A 19863-nucleotide genomic window follows, 5' to 3' on the forward strand; every position below is an offset into this window, starting at 1 on the left:
AAGTTAAGCTCTTCAGCGCCGATGGTAGTTGGGGCTTTGCCCCTGCAAGAGTAGGACGCCGCCAGGCGAGATGAAAAATCCAGAAATAATTTCTGGTTTTTTTTTATGTACAAAAATATTTATAAGTGACAACGAAGAAACGTGAACTATCCCCTATTGATCAATCATTCGTTAATGCGCTCTCTGTCAATCCCAAAATTAAACACTCGCATAACAGATGTTTTGATTTTGCTTATTTTGTCTAAAATAAAGATATAAATAATTGGCAGCGGAAAGGATTTGCCGTATAATAAAGATAATGTCAAAGATAGTCAAAGTCAGAAGAAACCTTAAATGATATTAGCAAACGGGGAATAAGGGGGTGGGCCAATGAGCAACAACATATCTGACATTATTGAAGCATATTTGAAAGGAATTTTAAAATCAAAAGGCAAGGATGCTATTGTAATAAAAAGAAGTGAAATTGCCAATCGGTTTCAATGTGTTCCATCACAAATCAACTATGTCATCAATACACGTTTTACGATTGAAAAAGGCTATCATGTGGAAAGTAAACGGGGTGGAGGAGGCTTCATTCGTATCATACGTGTTACGCATCCCGACAACAATCAAATGCTTGATGAAATCATAGAACTAATTCAGCCTGCAGTGACCCTCCAAGCTTCAATAGATGTTTTAGAACGGCTCCTGGAGGAAAAAATGATAACAGAGAGAGAAGCAAAATTGATGCTGAGTGCTTTGGAACGTGACACACTCGCATTCCAGCTTCCGCTCCGCGATGAAATAAGATCGAGGATTTTAACCAAAATGCTTGCAACCCTGAAATACTTGAATAAAGCATAGTGATATTAACTGAAGGGGGGAATAATGATGGATTGTCAGGAATGTCATCAACGCCCGGCAACACTTCATTTCACACAGGTCACAAATGGAAAAAAGCAGGAGATTTATGTTTGTGATGTTTGTGCAAAAGAAAAAGGGTATATGTCTTACCAGACGGACGGCTATTCCTTACATGATTTGCTGACTGGTTTGTTTAATTTTGAGAATACAAGTCTTAGCAACAAGCATAAGCCAGCGTTTCAGACAGTGAAGGATTTGCAATGTCCGAAGTGTGAGATGACATTTTCGGAATTCAAACGTATAGGCAAATTTGGCTGTGCGGAATGTTATCATACATTCGCTGATGAACTTGATCCAGTTCTGCGGCGTGTCCATAGTGGAAACACGGCACATCAGGGAAAAATACCAAAGCGAAAAGGCGATACCCTCCATGTCAAAAAGCAACTTGAAGAATATAAAGCGAAACTGCAAACATTGATTCAAGATGAAGCGTTTGAAGAGGCTGCTTTGGTGAGAGATAAGATTAAAGAGCTGCAGCATATATGTGATGCTAAAGACAAGGAAGCGGGTGATAACACATGACATTGCAGCGTTTTATGGATGAGGCCATCAGCCCCTGGATGAAAGAAGAGGCAGAAGACAATGATATCGTATTAAGCAGCCGGATCCGTTTGGCAAGAAACTTTGCTGATGCCGTTTTCCCTGTGATTGCGGATTCCAGTGAATTAGAGAAGATAAGAGCTTTTTTTCAGCAAGAATATGCGCACGAGAATTTTCAGGAGCATAAAAACTTCGAGTTTGTATCCATACGCGATTTAACTGCTATTGAAAAACGTGTGCTCGTCGAAAAACATTTGATCAGCCCGCTGCTCGCTCAAAACGCAGACGCTGCAGGTGTAATCATTTCTGAAAATGAACAGGTATCTTTAATGATCAATGAAGAAGACCATATTCGTATCCAGCTTTATTATCCAGGCTTTCAATTAGATGAAGCTTTGAAAAAGGCTTTTGATTTCGACGATTGGTTGGAAGAAAAGATTAATTACGCATATGATGAAAAAAGAGGCTACTTAACAGCATGTCCTTCCAACGTTGGGACCGGCATGCGTGCGTCAGTCATGATGCATCTGCCTGCTTTGGCTATAACAAAACAACTGAACCAAATGATTCCGGCGATCAATCAGCTAGGCCTGGTTGTCCGGGGTATCTATGGCGAGGGAAGTGAATCGATTGGTAATATCTTTCAGATTTCCAATCAAATCACGCTTGGAAAATCAGAAGAAGATATTGTCGAGGATTTGCGAAGTGTGGTCACACAGCTAATCCAGCACGAACGCAACGCCCGAAAACATATCATGGAGCAATCCAGCGAAAAACTGGAAGATCGTATTTTCAGGTCGTACGGTATTTTGAAGTATAGCCGGATCATGGAGTCCAAAGAAGCCGCCCGCTGCCTCTCGAATGTCCGGCTTGGTATTGATCTGGGCTTCATTGAAGGGGTGTCCCGGAACATTCTCAATGAATTGATGGTGCTTATCCAACCAGGATTTTTACAGCATTATGCGCAAAGCACACTGACAGCGAAAGAACGGGATGTGCTTCGTGCTTCATTGATTCGAAAACGTTTTGAGGAAGAATGATAAATTGGTTTATCATCAACATCTGTTAAAAAGCAGGAATTTCACCTTTGTATGACGAATGAATATATAATACAGGATTCGGGTTGAACCTGATGCAGGAGGAGATAAATATATGATGTTTGGTCGCTTTACAGAACGAGCGCAGAAAGTACTGGCCCTGTCCCAAGAAGAAGCGGTTCGACTTGGTCATCATAATATCGGTACGGAACATATCTTATTAGGTTTGGTTCGTGAAGGAAATGGTATTGCAGCCAAGGCATTAGAATCCTTGGGACTGGAAATCGGAAAAATACAGGAAGAAGTAGAAAAGCTAATTGGCGTCGGCGATCAATCCATGCAAAGTGTGCAATATCATTACACTCCGCGAGCAAAGAAAGTTGTAGAGCTTTCTCAGGACGAAGCCAGAAAGCTTGGTCATTCCTATGTCGGCACGGAGCATATTTTACTCGGGCTCATCCGTGAGGGAGAGGGAGTTGCAGCGAGAGTCCTCAACAATCTGGGCGTTTCCTTGAACAAAGCCCGCCAACAAGTACTGCAGCTGCTGGGAAGCAATGAGACCCAGTCTGGCAGACAAAACCGCGGACAGAGTGCTCATGCTAATACACCTACATTAGATTCACTGGCTCGTGATCTTACAGCCATTGCCAAAGAAGGAAATGTGGACCCGGTAATCGGCAGAAGCAAGGAAATTGAACGTGTCATTCAAGTGTTGAGCCGTCGTACCAAAAACAACCCAGTGCTGATAGGGGAACCAGGCGTTGGTAAAACGGCAGTCGCTGAAGGTCTGGCGCAACAAATAGTCGAAAACGAAGTTCCGGAAACACTTCGTGATAAACGCGTCATGACACTTGATATGGGCACGGTTGTAGCGGGTACGAAATACCGCGGGGAGTTTGAAGATCGATTGAAAAAAGTGATGGAAGAAATTCGCCAGGCAGGCAATGTCATCATCTTCATTGATGAATTGCATACTTTGATAGGCGCTGGCGGTGCAGAAGGGGCGATAGATGCTTCTAATATTTTGAAACCTTCCCTTTCCAGAGGAGAATTGCAATGCATCGGTGCAACCACTTTGGATGAATACCGTAAATATATTGAAAAAGACGCTGCATTGGAACGCCGCTTCCAACCGATTCAAGTGAATGAACCTACACTGGAAGAAACAGTCAAAATATTGCATGGGTTGCGTGACCGTTATGAGGCACACCACCGTGTAACCATCACAGATGAGGCTATCGAAGCAGCTGCTAAATTTTCAGACCGCTATATCACGGACCGTTTCTTGCCGGACAAAGCGATTGATTTGATTGATGAGGCCGGATCTAAGGTACGCTTGCGTTCCTATACGATTCCGCCTAATCTGAAGGATTTGGAGCAGAAACTGACTGAAGTGCGCAAAGAAAAAGATGCTGCCGTGCAAAGCCAGGAGTTCGAAAAAGCAGCTTCTCTTAGAGATAACGAACAGCGGCTTCGCGAAGAATTGGAAACGACGAAAGACAAGTGGAAAGAAAAGCAGGGGAAAGCAGATTCGAAAGTGACAGTAGAGGATATTGCCAGTGTCGTATCCATTTGGACGGGTATTCCGGTTTCCAGTATGACAAAAGATGAAAGTGAGCGACTGCTAGAATTAGAAAATGTACTCCATCAACGGGTGATCGGTCAGGAAGAAGCAGTCAAAGCAGTATCCACAGCCATCCGCCGGGCAAGAGCAGGGTTAAAAGATCCAAAACGTCCAATAGGATCTTTCATCTTTCTTGGACCAACGGGTGTCGGAAAAACCGAGTTGGCGCGAGCATTGGCGGAAGCGATGTTCTCTGATGAGGACGCAATGATCCGCATCGATATGTCTGAGTATATGGAGAAACATTCCACATCCAGGCTTGTAGGGTCTCCTCCAGGCTATGTTGGATACGATGAAGGCGGCCAGTTGACAGAAAAAGTACGCCGGAAGCCATATTCTGTCGTATTGCTTGACGAGATAGAAAAAGCACATCCGGAAGTTTTCAACATTTTGCTGCAAGTGCTTGAAGATGGCAGATTGACAGATTCGAAAGGCCGGCTGGTGGATTTCCGCAATACAGTGCTGATCATGACTTCCAATGTGGGAGCAAGTGAATTACGCCGCAACAAATATGTTGGCTTTAATCTGGAAGATGAAAATCAAGATTATAAAGATATGAAATCCAAAGTGATGGACGAATTGAAAAAGGCATTCCGTCCGGAGTTCTTAAATCGTATTGACGAGACTATCGTTTTCCATTCTCTGGAGAAGAAACATATGAAGAACATCGTCACACTGATGATCGAGCAGCTCCAAAGAAGATTGAAAGAACAGGAAATCTACTTCACCATCACGGATAAAGCGGTCGAAAAAATTGCTTCTGAAGGATTTGAACCTGAATATGGTGCGAGACCTCTTAGAAGGTCCATACAGAAGAATATTGAAGATATGCTCTCCGAAGAAGTGCTCAAAGGCAATATCTCCAAAGGAGAGACTGTAAAAATTGGGTTAAGCAGCAAAGGGGATTTTGTCGTGTTGCCAAAGCACGCTGATAAACTTGCTTAACAAAAAGTGTATGTGTAGATCTCTTCAGGCTAAATCTGCCAATTGGGATTATAATCATATACTGTTCCAATATCCACTCGAGTATGATCCATTATTGCCCGTATCATGAGAACAGGCAACGGTCCATTCTAATTATGAGGAAAACCTTCGCGAATCCGCTGCATAAGCAGGGAGAGCGAAGGTTCTTTTCTAGAGCGGGAAAAAAATCCGTTTGATCTCAAAAGGGTCTGACTTTCCTGCGCAATTATCATCATTTTGTCTTGTATCACAGACGAATTCTTATTGCGGCAGGGTGAGTCCGGCTCTTTGTTTTTGCCCCATCTGACGGATGTGGAAAAACAGTGGAATTATTTAAATGAATTGATAGGTTGCTGTAACCTATCAGGGTTTTCAATCGTATAAAATAGAAACATGTACAAATATATTTGTACATATGGAAAGGGAGAGTCACTTTGGCTAAACGTTCAACAAAGTTTGTTTGTCAGGAATGCGGATATGAATCACCGAAATGGATGGGCAAGTGTCCTGGTTGCCATAACTGGAATTCGTTCGTTGAAGAAGTACAAATGACTGGAGCAAAGTCCAAGCATGCATTCGCAGGCGTGCCGAAGCTCACAGGGAAGCCGGAAAAAATCACAGCAATCAAATCCGAAAAAGAACCACGTATAACGACAACCATGAAAGAGTTCAACCGGGTATTGGGCGGGGGAATTGTGCCAGGTTCCCTTGTGCTGATCGGCGGTGACCCCGGCATCGGCAAGTCGACGCTTTTGCTCCAAATTTCTTCCCAGCTTGCACAAAAGGATCTGTCCGTACTTTACATTTCCGGTGAGGAATCAACGAGGCAGACAAAGCTGCGGGCTGACAGATTGGGTGTAGCTGCAGATATGCTGTATGTGCTGTCTGAAACCAATTTGCTCGATATCGCCAATCAAATTGAGGCGCTACAGCCATCATTTGTTGTCATTGATTCCATTCAAACAATCTACAGAGAAGAAGTTTCAAGTGCACCAGGCAGTGTGTCTCAAGTGCGTGAATGCACCGGGGAACTTATGCGGATAGCCAAAACGAACTCCATTCCTATATTCATCGTTGGACACGTTACAAAAGAAGGAGCAATTGCCGGCCCGCGCATGCTGGAGCATATGGTGGATGCTGTGCTGTACTTCGAGGGAGAACGACATCATACCTACCGGATCTTGCGAAGTGTGAAAAATCGTTTCGGAAGTACGAACGAAATGGGTATTTTCGAGATGAAAGAAGAAGGATTGCGGGAAGTCTTTAATCCTTCGGAAATATTTTTGGAAGAACGTTCGGAAGGCGCGGCAGGGTCTACAGTGGTTGCTTCTATGGAGGGAACAAGGCCAGTATTGGTAGAAATCCAAGCGCTCATTTCTCCTACCAGCTTTGGGAATCCGCGAAGGATGGCCACAGGAGTGGATAATAACCGCATTCCGTTGCTGATGGCTGTACTGGAAAAGCGGGTGGGCTTATTGCTTCAGAATCAAGATGCATATATCAAGGTTGCGGGCGGTGTGAAATTGGATGAGCCTGCGATAGATTTAGCACTTGCTGTCAGTATTGCATCCAGTTTTCGTAACCAGACAACAAACCCTGATGATATCTTTATTGGAGAAGTGGGGCTGACAGGTGAAGTCAGACGGGTATCACGAATCGAACAGCGAGTACAGGAGGCAGCGAAATTGGGATTCAAGCGTGTCATTTGCCCCCGAAAGAATCTGGATGGCTGGCGGATACCGGAAGCCATCGAAGTGATCGGTGTCAATTCGGTCCAAGAGGCTCTGGTGGCAGGGCTAGGGCATTAAAGGGGAAAAACTGAGTAAATTGATTGTTTTGCGTGTCTATGTTAACATTTAATTGGACTATTAAAAGCTATTTTAAAATAAGCGAAAAAAGAGAAGGCTGTTTCATGATGAATGCAATTTCTAAAATATGGTTATTTTTTTACAGTTATCGGTAATAATATGTTTAGGAGGTGATTAATGTGTTGAAAAAAATTGTTCACCTGTTTTTTATCATAACAGGCGGAACAGCAGGTTATCTTTATGTACCCGATATTTTCAGGCTGCTGGGAATTACTGAGCCGGGCTGGCTGACGTCCCCGTATCTGGGAACTGTTCTGGGTGCCATTATCTTATTTTTACTTTCATACTGGGTAGCAGATTATATTGTCAATTTCCTGAAATGGATTGAAGATGGACTCATCAAGGTACCGGTAGGTGATTTGTTTTTTGGCAGTATCGGTTTGATTATTGGTTTGGTGATCGCTTATCTCATCAATATCACCTTACAGGATATTAAGATACAAGTTATTTCACAGGTCTTGCCATTGTTTATTATGATTCTGCTGGGGTACTTCGGATTCCAGGTCGGCTTTAGGCGGCGTGAAGAGTTCGTCGCACTGCTTAACCGCAAAGAGCGAGAGAAAAAACGTGGTACACAAGAAGCAGAAGCACCTGTTGCTGTTCCAAAAGCTAAAATTTTGGATACAAGTGTCATCATTGATGGACGTATAGCGGATATTTGTCAAACTAATTTCCTGGAGGGGACCATTGTCATCCCGCAATTTGTACTCGGAGAATTGCAGCATATAGCTGATTCATCTGACGCACTGAAGCGGAATCGCGGGCGTCGCGGTTTGGACGTTTTGAATCGGATTCAGAAGGAACTGCCGATCAAGGTGGAGATTTATGAAGGTGACTTCGAGGAAATCCCGGAAGTTGACAGCAAGCTGATTAAGCTTGCGAAAGTGATTGGCGGAATTGTCGTAACCAATGATTTCAACTTGAACAAAGTTTGTGATTTACAGGGTGTAGCAGTATTGAATATCAATGACTTGGCAAATGCTGTCAAGCCGGTTGTACTGCCAGGTGAAGAATTACTTGTGCAAGTCATCAAGGATGGGAAAGAGCAGAATCAGGGTATAGCCTATCTGGATGACGGCACGATGATCGTTGTAGAAGAGGGCAGACATTACATTGGCAAATCAATAGAGGTTTTAATTACAAGTGTCTTGCAAACTTCCGCTGGAAGAATGATTTTTGCCAAACCAAAATTACTTGAAAAAGCGTTATAAAAAGGGTATAACTTATATTGGACATTATTATAGAAAGTGATAACAAGTCTTGTTATCACTTTTTACGTATCATATATTTTAAGAAGAAAGTGTTTTGATTCGGGACTGTAAGATGATTATGCTTTTCTCTTAATACAATCATACTTTTATAAAGGAGATTTATGATGACTAACGAAGTTCGTGTGCGTTATGCACCAAGCCCAACAGGGCATCTGCATATAGGGAATGCCCGTACAGCACTGTTCAATTATTTATATGCCAGACATTTTGACGGGAAATTCATCATCCGTATTGAAGACACTGATCAAAAGCGCAATGTTGCTGGCGGCGAAGAAAGCCAGTTGAAGTATTTGAAATGGCTCGGTCTGGAATGGGATGAAGGTGCTGATGTCGGCGGGGAATATGGCCCCTACAGACAAATGGAACGTTTGGACATTTATCAAAAATACGTGGACGAGCTGTTGGAAAAAGGTCTTGCCTATAAATGTTATATGACGGAGGAGGAACTGGAAGCCGAGCGCGAAGAGCAGCGTGCCAATGGTCAGGTTCCAAAATATTCTGGTGCGCACCGTGATTTGACAGCAGAGCAAATCGCAGCATTCGAAGCAGAAGGCAGGACACCAAGCATACGTTTCCGTGTACCTGAAGGCAAAACGTATACCTTTGGCGATATGGTTCGCGGGGATATCCACTTTGAATCCTCCGATTTTGGTGACTGGGTGATCGTGAAAAAAAATGGTATTCCGACATATAACTTTGCAGTTGTGATTGATGACCATTTAATGAAAATCTCGCATGTGCTTCGTGGTGAGGAACATATTTCCAATACACCGAAGCAAATGATGGTATATGAAGCCTTTGGATGGGCGCCGCCCACTTACGGCCATATGACGCTGATTCTGAACGAAGAGCGCAAGAAACTGAGCAAGCGTGATAATCAAATTGTACAGTTCATTGAACAATATGCGGATATGGGGTATCTTCCGGAAGCATTATTCAATTTCATTTCCTTGCTCGGCTGGTCTCCGGTGGGAGAAGAGGAACTGTTTGATAAGGACAAGTTGATTGAAATATTTGATCCTGCCCGACTATCTACATCCGCGGCAATTTTTGACCAGCATAAATTGAAATGGATGAACGGGGAATATATTAAAGGAGCAGATTTGCAGGAGGTAATTGATCTTGCCATCCCTTATTTGATCAGTGCTGGGAAGCTTTCTGCTGATATGGACGATGCAACCAGAACATGGGCGGAAAAACTGGTCAGCCTGTATCAGGAGCAATTGCATTATGGCGAAGAAATCGTTGATTTAACAGAAATGTTCTTCAAGGATACTGTTCATTATGATGAAGCTGCGATGGAAGTCCTGCAAGAGGAACAAGTGCCGGAAGTTCTGCAGGTGTTTACGGACAAATTATTGCATACCGATGATTTTAGCAAAGAAAATGTAAAGGCCCAAATCAAAGCGACACAAAAAGAAACAGGCTATCGCGGAAAGAAATTATTCATGCCAATTCGCGTTGCTACCAGCGGCCAAGCCCATGGTCCTGAGCTTCCACTTGCTATCGAATTGCTGGGCAAGGATGTTGTTGTGAAGCGGCTGGATGAAGTGCTTAAAAAATTGGGAGCATAATATTCGAAAAGGTTCACATTTGGTTTCGAATATAATATAGTAATAAATACATCTAATCAAAGCGTTGAAAAGGGAAAGTAAAAAGCATGTTGCTTATTCAGAGAGAACCGTCATGGCTGGGAACGGTTTTAAGCATGGCCTTTGAAGTGCCCCTTTGAGCCCGTTATGGAAATTTGAGTATATAACGGCGGTACTCCACCGTTACAGGAGATCCAAGTTGGGAAATAATCATTTTTCCAAACAGAGTGGGACCGCGCAAACAGCGTCTCTGTGCATTCATGGCATAGAGACGCTGTTTTTTCCTTGACGAAGGATATATACAATTTTCCTTCGTGTATAAAACTGTGCACAGGGAAACCAAAGCTGCTTGTTTTCGTCAAACAGTGCGGATAGACAGGAGGTGCAATATGGGGTTTATCAAGCGAATGAAAGAAGATATGGATGTGGTGTTTGAGCAAGACCCAGCAGCCCGCAGCTATTTCGAAATATTTCTGACGTACTCAGGGTTACATGCCATATGGGCACATCGAATTGCTCATTGGTTCTACAAATATAAATGGTTTTTTATTGCCAGAGTAATTTCGCAGATCAGCCGCTTTTTTACTGGTATCGAGATTCATCCCGGCGCAGTAATCGGCCGCCGCTTTTTTATCGACCACGGGATGGGTGTTGTGATCGGGGAAACATGCGAAATAGGTGATAATGTCACTGTTTTCCAGGGTGTGACCCTTGGTGGAACAGGCAAGGAAAAAGGCAAGCGTCACCCGACAATTAAAAACAACGCATTGATTTCGACCGGGGCAAAGGTGCTTGGTGCCATCACGATCGGTGAAAGCGCCAAAGTTGGCGGGGGTTCTGTCGTTTTAAAAGATGTGCCGGATCATGCGACGGTGGTTGGAATACCCGGCAGGGTGGTCCGGCAACACGGAAAAAAGATACGCACGGATCTCGATCATCATAAGATGCCGGATCCTGTGGAGGATCGCTGTGAGAAATTGCAAGCGCAAATCAATTTATTACAAGCTGAGTTAAATGCATTGAAAGAGAGGGAAAACCATGTCGATAGTCATTTATAATACACTGACAAGAGAAAAGCAAAAATTCGTCCCGTTGCAGGACAATAAAGTGAGCATGTATGTCTGCGGCCCGACGGTCTATAACTACATTCATATAGGCAACGCCCGTCCAGCCATTGTTTTCGACTCAGTGAGACGTTATTTCGAATACCGTGGCTATGATGTTGACTATGTGCTGAATTTCACCGATGTCGATGATAAAATCATCAAAACGGCGAAGGAAAAAGGCAAAAGTGTTCAGGATATTGCCAATACCTATATCGATGCCTATTTAGAGGATGTGCAGATGCTTGGTGTCAAAAAGGCGACAATAAATCCTCGGGTCACAGATACGATGGACGATATCATTTTGTTTATCCAAGGTTTGATCGACAAAGGATTTGCTTATGCTGTAGAGGGTGATGTCTATTTCAAGCCAAGAGCCTTTGAAGGCTATGGCAAGCTGTCCCATCAATCGATTGATGAACTCCGAGCCGGTGCTCGCATCCAGGTCGGTGAAAAAAAGGCTGACCCACTAGATTTCGCATTATGGAAACAAGCTAAGCCGGGGGAGATCGCATGGGATGCACCTTGGGGCAAAGGACGTCCAGGCTGGCATATTGAATGCTCAGCCATGGCAAAAAAATATTTAGGCGAGACAATTGATATCCATGCGGGTGGTCAGGATTTGGCTTTTCCGCATCACGAAAACGAGATTGCGCAATCTGAAGCAATGAATGACCAGCAATTTGCGAATTACTGGATGCATAACGGCTACATTAATATTGATAATGAAAAGATGTCCAAATCTCTTGGTAATTTTGTGCTGACGAGAGACCTGTTACAAACACATGACCCACAGGTGATCCGCTTCTTTATGCTGAGTGTCCATTATCGTCATCCAATCAATTTTTCGGAAAAATTGCTTGAGGGAGCACAAAACAGTCTGGAACGGATTAAGACGGCATATACCAATTTGGCATATCGCAAAACAGCAAGCATGGATCTGGCTGAAGAAGAAGGACAGTGGTTGGTGAAGCTTGCTGAACTTAAACAGCAATTTGAAACAGCCATGGATGACGATTTCAATACGGCAAACGCGATTTCTGTCCTGTTTGATATTACCAAGGAAGCGAATGTATACTTGCAATCCAAACAGACATCCACTAAAGTAATCACTGCTTTTCAAGATATGATCGCTTTATTGATGCAGGTCCTTGGGATCGATATCACCCAAGAGGAAAAACCGTTGCTGGATGAAGAAATTGAGGATTTGATTGCAGAACGGAGCCAGGCAAGAAAGGACCGTAACTTTGCAAGAGCTGATGAAATCCGGGACCTGCTGAAGGAAAAAAATATCGTACTGGAAGACACCCCTCAGGGCGTTCGCTGGAAAAGAGGCTGAAACAAAATGGCTGTCGACGCGAAACAAATGAAAAGCCTTGCGCTTGCCTATATGGGTGACGCTGTATATGAGGTGCATATCCGTCAATATTTGCTTGAAAAAGGGAATGTCAAACCACATTTGCTGCATAAGAAAGCAATCACTTTTGTATCCGCCAAAGCTCAGGCCGCAGTCGTCCGGGCTTGGCTGGATCAGTCGGTTTTGAGTGATGAGGAACAAATGATTGTTGCCAGAGGAAGGAATGCGAAGTCCGGTTCTGTTCCCAAAAACACTAGTGTGCAGACGTATCGATATGGTACGGCGTTTGAAACACTGCTTGGTTACCTATATTTATCAGATCAAGAAGAACGTTTGCAAGAATTGATGCAGGATGCAGTCCGGCTGGTGGAAGCGGATGATTAACAAGTAAAGGAGGAGCAAAAAATGGATCAGGAAATGATTATCGGGAAAAATCCTGTCATGGAAGCCTTGCGCTCGGAAAGGTCAGTCAATAAGGTGATGATGTCCGACCAATTACATGGCAATGCAGCAGGCAAACTCCAGCAGCTGGCGAAACAGTCCAACACGATTGTGCAAAAAGTGCCCCGCCATAAACTGGATCAGCTGGCAGACGGCAACCATCAGGGTGTCGTCGCATACGTTGCGGCATATCAATATGCTGCATTATCACATCTGTTTGCTAAAGCCGAAAAAGCCGGTGAACAACCTTTTTTTATTATATTGGACGAGCTTGAAGATCCTCATAATTTGGGATCGATCATGCGGACAGCTGATGCGGTGGGCGCACATGGCATCATCATTCCTAAACGCCGCAGTGTCGGTTTGACAGCAACAGTCGCTAAGACAGCAGCAGGTGCACTGGAGCATATACCGGTCGTTCGTGTTACAAATATATCCCAAACGATTGAGGAATTGAAAGCTAATAATGTATGGGTAGTGGGTACTGCTGCTGACGCCAAGGAGGACTATCGTGAACTTGAAGGGACACTGCCGCTCGCTCTCGTGATCGGAAACGAAGGGAAAGGCATCAGCCAGCTTGTCAAAAAGAAATGTGACTGGCATGTAAGTCTGCCGATGAGGGGCCAGGTTTCTTCTCTGAATGCATCGGTCGCGTGCAGTCTATTGCTGTATGAGGTATTTCGCAAAAGGAATCCGCTTGGTGAATAGGTATGGATATATTGGTAGTCGATGGCTATAATATCATTGGTGCATGGGACGGGTTAAAAAAACTGAAAGAAATGGATATGGCGCAGGCACGTGATAAGCTGATTGATTTCATGGCTGAGTACCAGGCGTATACGGGTCAGCGTGTGATAGTAGTTTATGATGCTTATTATGTACAAGGTAAAGCCAGCAAATATGATAAGTACGAAGTGGAAGTTATTTTCACCAAAGAAAAAGAAACAGCAGATGAATGTATTGAACGGCTTGTAAGAGATTTGATGAATGTGAAAACGAAAGTATATGTCGCTACTTCTGATTTCGCTGAACAGCGCACCATATTCGGTAGTGGTGCTTTAAGGATTTCAGCACGTGAACTGTTGATCGAGATGGAAAATATTGAAAAGCAAATTGCTGAAAGCATAGCAGAACAGGGAATTGTCAGACCCTCGTCAAAGATCGAACTTGACGCAAATGTTTTGGAGCAATTTGAAAAATGGCGTCGCGGGGTAAAATGATAAAACTTGCTTCGAAAAGACGGTATACGAAAATTTACGTTATTTTATCAGGAAGGAAAGCAGGTGACTTTCCTTCCTGTTTGAAGTGAAATAAACTGATTTGGATGTTTTGCCTCATTGAAAAAGGTTGATTTTGAGCTGAAATGTCATTTTGCGAAGTAATTCTGTTAAATCTGCAGCATGATCCGACAAGTTATTTAAATTTTAACAATAAATACACTTTATTTACAAATGCTGTTGAGTTATTAAAACGCTTACGGTATAATGATTTTTAGACTGCATCAGGGTTAAACGGGGAGGTCATGAAGTGAGCGTCCAAGAATTTATTATCAGATCACGCGATTTGCGTAAGCTTGATGATGATAGTTTGATCAAATTAGTTCAAAGGGATAATGACGAGGCGTTAGATGTGCTGATTCATAGATATAAAAACTTTGTGAGGGCGAAAGCACGCACTTATTTCTTGATTGGAGCAGATCGGGAAGATATCATTCAAGAAGGAATGATCGGCTTGTACAAGGCGATACGCGATTATGAGGACGAGAAAGTATCCTCTTTTAAAGCTTTTGCTGAATTGTGCATCGTGAGGCAAATTATTACTGCCATCAAAACAGCAACCAGACAAAAGCATGTCCCGTTAAATTCTTATATATCGCTGGACAGGCCCATGTATGATGAAGAATCAGATCGGACGCTTTTAGACACGATAGGCGGCTCCACTGAGATCGATCCCCAGGAAATGCTGATCAATCGTGAAAAGCACCTGGATTTCGAATCAAGATTGTATGCAGAGCTCAGCGGATTGGAAAAGGAATCGCTTAGACTATATATGGATGGGATGACATATCAGGAAATTTCTGTACTGTTGAAGCGGCATGTGAAATCGATAGACAATGCATTGCAGCGAGTCAAGCGAAAAATAGAACAGCTGATAGACGACCAAAAGATTGTCCTTTAGCGGTTTTCTGATCGGATTGTCTTTTTCGGGAGCCGTTGACACACGCCTGCTCCCATGCTAAAGTTATAGAGAATAAGGTATTCGGAGTGGGAAAATGGGTAAAAAGATCACTTTGGCATGTACAGTATGCCAGAGTCGCAACTATACTGCAAATAAAAATACAGCTTCTGAATCAGAGAGACTGGAAGTTAAAAAATATTGTAAAACATGCGGCAAACATACATTGCATCGCGAAACGAAATAATCAATTCGCGTAATCTGGAGGTACGAGCATGATCGGTTTTTTCAAAAATGTAACACGCGAACTTAAAAAAGTGACCTGGCCTAAGGGCAAGGAGCTGACAAGCTATACGGTCACCGTTATTGCAACCGTATTATTCATGGCTTTATTCTTCTTTTTAGTGGATCTTGGAATCTCGCAGATTATTGAGATATTCTTTGAATAATTGCAAGTGATTTATGTTATAATGAAAATATACATGATAACGAGCTAAAAAACCCGGACTTATCGGGTTTTTTAAATTGCATAAAATCTGCTGTGAATACAGCTGCTGTCAATACATGAGAGAACTAAGGGAGGGAAGGGCAGACCAACTGTCCAATATTAATGGAAAAAGACTGGTATGTCGTGCATACGTATTCCGGGTACGAGAATAAAGTGAAAACTAATCTGGAGAAACGCGTAGAAACAATGGGAATGCAGGATAAGATATTCCGTGTGGTTGTACCGGAAGATGAAGAAACGGAAATCAAGGACGGCAAGAAAAAAGTATCGATGAAGAAAGTATTCCCAGGCTATGTGTTGACCGAAATGGTCATGACTGACGATTCCTGGTATGTTGTGCGAAACACACCAGGTGTGACAGGTTTTATCGGTTCCAGCGGCGGTGGAACAAAGCCGACGCCATTGCTTCCGCATGAAGTGGATGCCATATTGAAGCGGATGGGCATGGCTTCCAATAATGTCCAGGTCGATTTTGAGCTGAAGGAAAATGTTCGGGTCACAGACGGTCCGTTTGCTAATTTTACGGGCACTATTGAACACATCGATGCGGATAAACAAAAAGTCAAAGTCCATGTGAACATGTTTGGCCGGGAAACACCGGTAGAGCTTGACTTTTCACAAATCGAGCAATTGTAAGGAAAAAAATAAGGGTACCTTTATAGAGACTCTTGCATTATTTTTCAATTCATGCTAAAATTCTTGTGTTATTCATGCTTTTAAATAGCATGATCGCTATTTGAGTGGGAGGGGAAAAACGTCAGTCCCCATTTACCACATCACGGACTTTAAGGAGGTGTGTCTCGTGGCTAAAAAAGTAATCAAAATGGTAAAATTACAAATACCGGCTGGTAAAGCCAATCCGGCACCGCCAGTAGGACCTGCACTTGGTCAAGCTGGTATCAACATCATGGGATTCTGTAAAGAATTCAATGCACGTACGCAAGATCAGGCAGGATTGATCATTCCGGTTGAAATCACTGTATTTGAAGATCGTTCATTTACATTTATCACAAAAACTCCGCCTGCTGCCGTATTGCTTAAAAAAGCAGCTGGTATCGATAAAGCTTCAGGTGAGCCGAACAAGAATAAAGTAGCAACCCTGAAACGCGATAAAGTGAGAGAAATTGCTGAATCAAAAATGCAAGATCTTAACGCTGCAAGCGTTGAGGCTGCTATGCGCATGGTCGAAGGTACAGCGCGCAGCATGGGCGTTACAATCGAAGACTGATTCTATTTGCTTGATGTATAAAGAAGATAGGTTGCGGGATGGATACCGACTGCTCGCAACCTTTTTCAAGGATGGGGGCCATTTGTTGTGGCCCTTCCTGCATCAGCTACACCATACAGGATGTGCAAGAAGATCCTGTGGCCTTTATAAAAGCACTTTTGCTTTTATAAGTGGGAGGCCTTGCCGTTATAACCACAATAGAGGAGGAAAATCAAAATGGCTAAAAGAGGTAAAAGATATCAAGAAGCTTCTAAACTTGTCGATCGTTCAAAAGCTTATGATATCAAAGAAGCTGTTGAGCTCTTGAAAAAGTTGGCGACAGCAAAATTTGACGAAACAGTAGAAGTAGCATTCAGACTCGGCGTAGATCCTAAAAAAGCGGATCAGCAAATTCGCGGCGCTATGGTACTTCCTCATGGCACTGGTAAAACACAGCGTGTGCTTGTGTTTGCAAAAGGTGACAAAGTGAAGGAAGCAGAAGCAGCCGGCGCTGATTTTGTGGGAGACCAAGACATGATTGAAAAAATCAACCAAGGCTGGTTCGATTTCGATGTCATCGTGGCAACTCCTGATATGATGGCTGAAGTCGGTAAATTAGGCCGTGTACTCGGACCAAAAGGTTTGATGCCAAACCCTAAAACCGGCACAGTCACTTTCGAGGTTGAAAAAGCCGTGAAAGAAATCAAAGCTGGTAAAGTGGAATACCGCGTTGACAAGCAGTCCAATGTTCATGTTCCAGTAGGGAAAATTTCCTTTGATGATGCGAAGCTGGTTGAGAATTTTGAAGCTCTCACTGAAACAATGGTGAAGGTGAAGCCGCAGGCCTCTAAAGGATTATATATGAAAAATGTTTCCATCACATCAACAATGGGACCTGGCATCAAAGTGGATGTTTCTAACTACCGTTAATTAACCATTGACTTTTGCGCAATGGTTCGATATAATATCTGATGTTGTATGAATATCAGTTGCGAAAAAAGCGATCCAACAGCTTTTTCGTATGTTTCAAACGAATACGTTATACCGTAGACAGCAGGGGCTTTTACAAGGCTTAATTTCCTGCCGAGGTGTTTGGATAAAACAGGCAGTTTATGCTGCCGCGTTTTAAAAGCCTCCTGTCTTCAAAGATGGAGGCTTTTCTTTTGTACGGTATGATGAATACTATAGGAGGTGGAACAATGTCTAACAGTAACATCATTGAACAGAAGAAACAGCTTGTTCAAGAAATCGCTGATAAGTTTCGCGCAAGTCAATCAACCATCTTGGTAAACTACCGCGGACTTGATGTGGCTGAAGTGACTGAACTGCGTAAACAGCTTCGTGAAGCTGGTGTTGATTTCAAAGTTTATAAAAACTCTATGTCTCGCCGGGCTGCAGAAGCTGCGGAGCTTGGTGATTTGACTGAATCACTTGTGGGTCCAACAGCGATCGCTTTCAGCAATGAGGATGTCGTAGCTCCTGCGAAAGTTTTGAACAACTTTGCTAAAGAGCATGATGCTTTGGAGATCAAAGCAGGTGTCATCGAAGGAACAACTGCTACACTTGAACAAATCAAGGAACTTGCAGAACTTCCAAACTACGAGGGTATGGTTTCCATGCTGCTTAGCGTATTGCAAGCGCCAATCCGCAACTTTGCATATGCTGCTAAATCGATCGCTGACCAAAAAGAAGAACAGGGCGCTTAATTTTTTTGAAGTAAAGAATTACACCCGATTTCTTTTTTACATGAATGCAACTGAGGCGACTCGTCATAAGGCTGAAGATGCCGGCCTTTCTTATAAAACAATCAAAATACTAGGAGGAAAAAAACATGTCTAAAGAGCAAATTATTGATGCTATCAAAGAAATGTCCGTTCTTGAATTGAACGACTTGGTAAAAGCTATTGAAGAAGAATTCGGAGTAACTGCTGCTGCACCTGTAGCTGTAGCTGGCGGAGCTGCCGGCGGAGCTGCTGAAGAAGAGCAAACAGAATTCGACGTAGTTATCACAGGAGCTGGCGCTTCTAAAATCAAAGTGGTTAAAGCTGTTCGCGAAATCACTGGTCTTGGCTTGAAAGATGCTAAAGATGTTGTTGACAACGCACCTAAAGCAGTTAAAGAAGGCGTATCTAAAGAAGAAGCTGAAGAAATCAAAGGCAAGCTTGAAGAAGCTGGCGCAAGCGTAGAAGTTAAGTAATTTCTGCATTTGTCATTTTTGATGCTCCTTTTTGGAGCGTTGCATCTAATTAAAATATGTTTAAAAAAGAAAGCTCGTCGTTTACGGCGGGCTTTCAATTTAGCGGTAAGGAAAGTGCGATCCAACCCTTGCTAAATGACTGCAACGAAAGCATGCACTACAGCCTTAGCGCTATCGGGAATTCCTGATAGTAAGGAAACACAATTTTTTCTTCTGTATAAGCACCATGAAGGCATTGGCTAACCTACAACAAATGCCAAGTTTATGAGCAAATGAACTTTCTCTGCAAGGAGAAGGAAGGTGTATGTATGTCCGATCATTATTATTCGCAAGTACCCCAATCCAAGAGCGCGCCTAAGTCATGGCATTACCGTTTAAGGGGTGAAGAATACACTTTCATGAGTGATGTGGGTGTTTTTTCGAAGGATACAGTCGATTTTGGTTCCAGGTTGCTGGCTGAACAATTTCAAGCTCCAAAAACTCCTGGAGATATATTGGACCTGGGCTGTGGATATGGCCCCATTGGTATTGCTCTGGCCCGTGACTGTCCCGAAAGGACCGTTGTACTGGCAGATGTAAACGAGCGCGCACTTCAATTAGCCAAATTCAACGCAGCAAAAAATAATGTGAAAAATACGGAGGTTGTCCAAAGTGATCGTTTTTCCGCTTTATCTCAACGAGAATTCGCGGCTGTTGTAACAAATCCACCGATCAGATCAGGCAAGCAAAATATTCATGCGATGATCGAGGAAAGCAGACACGTTCTGATGAAGAATGGTGAATTTTGGGCGGTCATTCAGAAAAAACAAGGTGCCCCTTCTTTTAAACAAAAAATGATAGATGTTTTTGGCAATGCCCAAACGATTGCAAAGGATAAAGGTTATTTTATTTTAAAAGCGGTCAATGTTTGACCTCTATCATTAACTGTGATAATATATTTAAATGCTAACATGGGAGTACCTTTGTCAAGAAGATTTTTCATAAAAAAGCACGGAGTATAAAACATTGCTATTCGGAAACAATGGTAAAATCGCATGAAATAGGGGTTTTAACTATGTTTTTGCGGTTTGCTGAGGG

21 protein-coding genes and 2 other annotated features are annotated in these 19863 nt (G+C 43.0%); all 21 genes read left to right on the forward strand.

Annotated features, from left to right (window positions below; all coding sequences use genetic code 11):
• Nucleotides 1-369: 369 nt before the first annotated feature.
• The gene (locus ACFSMW_RS10620) at nucleotides 370-843 is read left to right on the forward strand and encodes a CtsR family transcriptional regulator (protein WP_390355501.1); all 474 of its coding nucleotides are present in this window, start codon (nucleotides 370-372) and stop codon (nucleotides 841-843) included.
• Nucleotides 844-870: 27 nt separating this feature from the next.
• Nucleotides 871-1425, forward strand: a complete 555-nt coding sequence (locus ACFSMW_RS10625) for a UvrB/UvrC motif-containing protein (protein WP_390355503.1) — start codon at nucleotides 871-873, stop codon at nucleotides 1423-1425.
• Complete coding sequence (locus ACFSMW_RS10630) at nucleotides 1422-2483, forward strand: protein arginine kinase (protein WP_390355505.1); 1062 nt, start codon at nucleotides 1422-1424, stop codon at nucleotides 2481-2483. Before ACFSMW_RS10625 ends, ACFSMW_RS10630 begins: the two co-directional genes overlap by 4 nt.
• Nucleotides 2484-2595: 112 nt before the next feature.
• On the forward strand, nucleotides 2596-5049 hold the full coding sequence (gene clpC / locus ACFSMW_RS10635; protein ID WP_390355507.1) for an ATP-dependent protease ATP-binding subunit ClpC: 2454 nt from the start codon (nucleotides 2596-2598) through the stop codon (nucleotides 5047-5049).
• Between the two features lie 452 nt (nucleotides 5050-5501).
• Nucleotides 5502-6875, forward strand: coding sequence for a DNA repair protein RadA (gene radA, locus ACFSMW_RS10640; protein WP_390355509.1), 1374 nt, complete (start codon nucleotides 5502-5504; stop codon nucleotides 6873-6875).
• Nucleotides 6876-7054: 179 nt separating this feature from the next.
• On the forward strand, nucleotides 7055-8146 hold the full coding sequence (locus ACFSMW_RS10645; protein WP_390355511.1) for a PIN/TRAM domain-containing protein: 1092 nt from the start codon (nucleotides 7055-7057) through the stop codon (nucleotides 8144-8146).
• A gap of 164 nt (nucleotides 8147-8310) precedes the next feature.
• Nucleotides 8311-9780: a glutamate--tRNA ligase gene (gene gltX, locus ACFSMW_RS10650; RefSeq protein WP_390355513.1), complete on the forward strand. Its 1470-nt coding sequence runs from the start codon at nucleotides 8311-8313 to the stop codon at nucleotides 9778-9780.
• Between the two features lie 55 nt (nucleotides 9781-9835).
• Nucleotides 9836-10053: a binding site (T-box leader), on the forward strand.
• Between the two features lie 116 nt (nucleotides 10054-10169).
• Entirely contained in the window at nucleotides 10170-10856 is a 687-nt protein-coding gene (gene cysE, locus ACFSMW_RS10655; protein WP_390355636.1) for a serine O-acetyltransferase, read from the forward strand.
• Nucleotides 10837-12240, forward strand: coding sequence for a cysteine--tRNA ligase (gene cysS, locus ACFSMW_RS10660; RefSeq protein WP_390355515.1), 1404 nt, complete (start codon nucleotides 10837-10839; stop codon nucleotides 12238-12240). Before cysE ends, cysS begins: the two co-directional genes overlap by 20 nt.
• Nucleotides 12241-12246: 6 nt before the next feature.
• Nucleotides 12247-12642: a Mini-ribonuclease 3 gene (locus ACFSMW_RS10665; protein WP_390355517.1), complete on the forward strand. Its 396-nt coding sequence runs from the start codon at nucleotides 12247-12249 to the stop codon at nucleotides 12640-12642.
• Nucleotides 12643-12663: 21 nt separating this feature from the next.
• The gene (gene rlmB, locus ACFSMW_RS10670) at nucleotides 12664-13407 is read left to right on the forward strand and encodes a 23S rRNA (guanosine(2251)-2'-O)-methyltransferase RlmB (protein ID WP_390355519.1); all 744 of its coding nucleotides are present in this window, start codon (nucleotides 12664-12666) and stop codon (nucleotides 13405-13407) included.
• 2 nt (nucleotides 13408-13409) lie between these two features.
• Complete coding sequence (locus ACFSMW_RS10675; RefSeq protein WP_390355521.1) at nucleotides 13410-13919, forward strand: NYN domain-containing protein; 510 nt, start codon at nucleotides 13410-13412, stop codon at nucleotides 13917-13919.
• 307 nt (nucleotides 13920-14226) lie between these two features.
• Entirely contained in the window at nucleotides 14227-14877 is a 651-nt protein-coding gene (sigH, locus tag ACFSMW_RS10680) for an RNA polymerase sporulation sigma factor SigH (protein ID WP_390355523.1), read from the forward strand.
• A 94-nt stretch (nucleotides 14878-14971) separates the two neighbouring features.
• Complete coding sequence (rpmG, locus tag ACFSMW_RS10685) at nucleotides 14972-15121, forward strand: 50S ribosomal protein L33 (RefSeq protein WP_390355525.1); 150 nt, start codon at nucleotides 14972-14974, stop codon at nucleotides 15119-15121.
• Between the two features lie 28 nt (nucleotides 15122-15149).
• Nucleotides 15150-15323, forward strand: coding sequence for a preprotein translocase subunit SecE (gene secE, locus ACFSMW_RS10690; RefSeq protein WP_390355527.1), 174 nt, complete (start codon nucleotides 15150-15152; stop codon nucleotides 15321-15323).
• Between the two features lie 161 nt (nucleotides 15324-15484).
• A complete protein-coding gene (nusG, locus tag ACFSMW_RS10695) occupies nucleotides 15485-16018 on the forward strand; it encodes a transcription termination/antitermination protein NusG (RefSeq protein WP_390355529.1) in 534 nt (177 codons plus the stop codon).
• Between the two features lie 166 nt (nucleotides 16019-16184).
• Nucleotides 16185-16610 carry a 50S ribosomal protein L11 gene (gene rplK, locus ACFSMW_RS10700; protein ID WP_390355531.1) on the forward strand — a complete coding sequence of 142 codons (426 nt, stop codon included), beginning with the start codon at nucleotides 16185-16187 and terminating at the stop codon, nucleotides 16608-16610.
• A 216-nt stretch (nucleotides 16611-16826) separates the two neighbouring features.
• Nucleotides 16827-17519: a 50S ribosomal protein L1 gene (rplA, locus tag ACFSMW_RS10705; RefSeq protein ID WP_390355533.1), complete on the forward strand. Its 693-nt coding sequence runs from the start codon at nucleotides 16827-16829 to the stop codon at nucleotides 17517-17519.
• A gap of 96 nt (nucleotides 17520-17615) precedes the next feature.
• Nucleotides 17616-17760, forward strand: a sequence feature (ribosomal protein L10 leader region).
• A 28-nt stretch (nucleotides 17761-17788) separates the two neighbouring features.
• Nucleotides 17789-18295, forward strand: coding sequence for a 50S ribosomal protein L10 (gene rplJ / locus ACFSMW_RS10710; protein WP_390355535.1), 507 nt, complete (start codon nucleotides 17789-17791; stop codon nucleotides 18293-18295).
• A 125-nt stretch (nucleotides 18296-18420) separates the two neighbouring features.
• Complete coding sequence (rplL, locus tag ACFSMW_RS10715; RefSeq protein WP_390355537.1) at nucleotides 18421-18786, forward strand: 50S ribosomal protein L7/L12; 366 nt, start codon at nucleotides 18421-18423, stop codon at nucleotides 18784-18786.
• Nucleotides 18787-19094: 308 nt separating this feature from the next.
• Nucleotides 19095-19697: a class I SAM-dependent methyltransferase gene (locus tag ACFSMW_RS10720; protein WP_390355539.1), complete on the forward strand. Its 603-nt coding sequence runs from the start codon at nucleotides 19095-19097 to the stop codon at nucleotides 19695-19697.
• Nucleotides 19698-19863: the final 166 nt, after the last annotated feature.

Source organism: Tigheibacillus halophilus (assembly GCF_042683165.1).
Classification (GTDB): domain Bacteria; phylum Bacillota; class Bacilli; order Bacillales; family Amphibacillaceae; genus Tigheibacillus; species Tigheibacillus halophilus.